The following is a 2,317-nucleotide window of genomic DNA, read 5'->3' on the forward strand; positions in this document are numbered from 1 at the left end:
CTGGAGTGGGCTGGGTGTTTGGGGGCTAGCGGAGACTGGGGGCTGCCGCAGTCGGGTAGTTTCTGGTATGCATGGACGTGTGTGTCCGTCGAAAGCGGTAGCTGCGTTCGTGCCTCACTTCGCGACCGCAGTCCAAATGGGGAGGGCTCGCTGGGGGCTGAGAAGCTGACGAGACGTGCGGAGGTGGGTGTGTTTGCGGAGTGCTGCGGACTGGAAGTCCGCGCTCCAAGGCGCTGGGGAATGCGGTGCTTGGGGGCTACTAGCGGAGACCAGGGGGTGCTGCCGCATTCGGGTATTTTCTGGTATGCGTGGGCGCGTGTGTCCGATGAAGGCGGTGGCCCATTCTTCGCTGAAGCTACGAAGGGCAGGCTGCGCTTCCTCCTTCGCTCTACGAGCTACGGAGGACAGGCTGTGCCTCGCTGCGCGACTGCAGTCTGAATGGGAAGGCTTGGGAACTTGTCTCCCTGGTGGCGCTGGTCGACGGGCAGGAACCGTAGCGCAGCGGAGATGGCCAGCCGCAGGCTGCCCGGAGGGCGAACGCCGTGAGGCAATGCCCATCGTACTCTTGGGGGGGGCGCGTGGTTACTTTTCGAAGAAGTTGGCTTCTTCGCGGTCGCCGACTTTGAGGTAGCGGTAGTAGACTTCGAGCTGGAGGGTGCAGAGGCACTGGCGGTAGATTTCGTCGGCGGCGTCTCCGGCGGGCCAGTTGGGGCGGCCGCGCTTGAAGGAGCCGTCGGCCTGCTGGGCGCTGAGGATCTGGGGGAGGAACTGCTGATTGTAGAACTTCCAGTCTTCGCCACCCTGCTGGAAGAAGGCCTGAGTGTAGTAGTACCAGCAGTAGAGGTTGCAGTTTTTGTTCCAGTCGAGGGGCTCGGCGGTGATGAAGTCGGTGAGGAATTTGATGCCCTTTTTGATGGGGGTGGTCTTGCCTTTGGCCATGGTCTGGAGGCCGAGGATGCCGACGCCGGAGAGGCTCCACTGATTGTAGTGGGCGTCGCGATTGGCGGTGCCGAAGCCGCCGTCCTTGGTCTGCTTGTCTTCGAGGTATTTGGTCATCTTGGTGATGGAGCTGTGGAGTCCATCAATCTTGAGGCCGGAATTTTTGGCGGCCTTGAGGGCCTGGAACTGCCAGCCGGCGACGGAGAGGTCTTCGCGGCTTTTTTTGCCGGCGTAGAAACCGGTTTCAGTGTCGTAGACCCAGCTGCCGCTGTCCTGCTGATTGTCGATGATGATCTTGACGCCTGCCTCGAAGGCTTCGCGCATGCCGGGGAGGCTCTTGCTGCCGAGGCGGGCGAGGGTGTACATTTCGCCGAGGGCGTAGGTGGCGATGCCGTGCTCGTAGACGGGGGCGTTGCCTTTTTCCGCCTGGCTGAAGAGTTTGTTTTTGTTCTTCTTCTGGGCCTCGATGAGGAACATGATGCCTTTGGTGACGTTGTCGCCGTAGAAGGGGGACTCGGGCGTCTCGCAGCGGCCGAGGTAGCACAGGAGTGCGAGGCCGGTGAAGGCGCACTTGCTGTTTTTGCCCCAGGAGCCGTCGGGGTTTTGCTTGGTCTTGAGCCATTCGAGGGAGGCGCTGACGGCGGCCTCACACTCGGGTGAGCCGCCGTTTTGACGGAGCTTCTCAAGACGTTCCTGCGTGGAGCAGCGGCTGCGCATGGAGGGTGGCAGGGTGACGAAGCCGCCTGCGGCTCCGAGTCCCTGGCCTTTGCCAAAGCCGCCACCGGCTCCGCCCATGCCGAAACCGCCTGCGCCGCCGAGGGCGCCGCCGCCCATCATGGCGCTGACGTCGGGCATGTCGAGGGAGTCGGGCGGGGCTTCTGGGAGGGTGATGGCTGAATTGGTGCTGGCGCTGACCAGCTTTTTCATGGGCATGGTCTTGTTGATGGAGGAGCGCTTCTTCTGCTGAACCTTGTGCTGCAGATCGGCGCTGGCCTTGGCACCCTGCGCGGTGCCGCCGCCGGGAAGGAAGTCCACCTGCTTGTCCATGACGCCGCTCTGGAAGACGATGAAGAGGGCGAGGACGCCGAGACCGGCGTGGATGAGGATGCTGAGGAGGAGGGAGCTGGCGCCTGCTTTGAGCCAGAGCTGCACGAACTTGTTTGGCGGCTTGCCCACTTCGATGTGGGTGAGGGCTGGCGGGTGATACACCTGGCCTTCGACGTGCTCGGGAATGACGGCGGCGGCTTCATCGGCTTCATCGGCGTCGTCGGTCGGAGCAGCGGCTGCCACGGGCACGGCCACGCTCGGTGCGGGCATCACGGGAGCACCGGAGGGGGAAGGCATGGAAGGAGCCACGGCGGCAGGCACGGGCATGGCC

1 protein-coding gene is annotated in these 2,317 nt (G+C 63.6%); it reads right to left on the reverse strand.

Annotation, left to right across the window (positions count from 1 at the left end):
• Nucleotides 1–582: 582 nt before the first annotated feature.
• A partial coding sequence (locus WAW39_RS04155) for a prenyltransferase/squalene oxidase repeat-containing protein (protein WP_422316078.1) occupies nucleotides 583–2,317 on the reverse strand: 1,735 nt, incomplete at its 5' end.

Source organism: Prosthecobacter sp. (genome assembly GCF_049294395.1).
Taxonomy (GTDB): Bacteria; Verrucomicrobiota; Verrucomicrobiia; order Verrucomicrobiales; family Verrucomicrobiaceae; genus Prosthecobacter.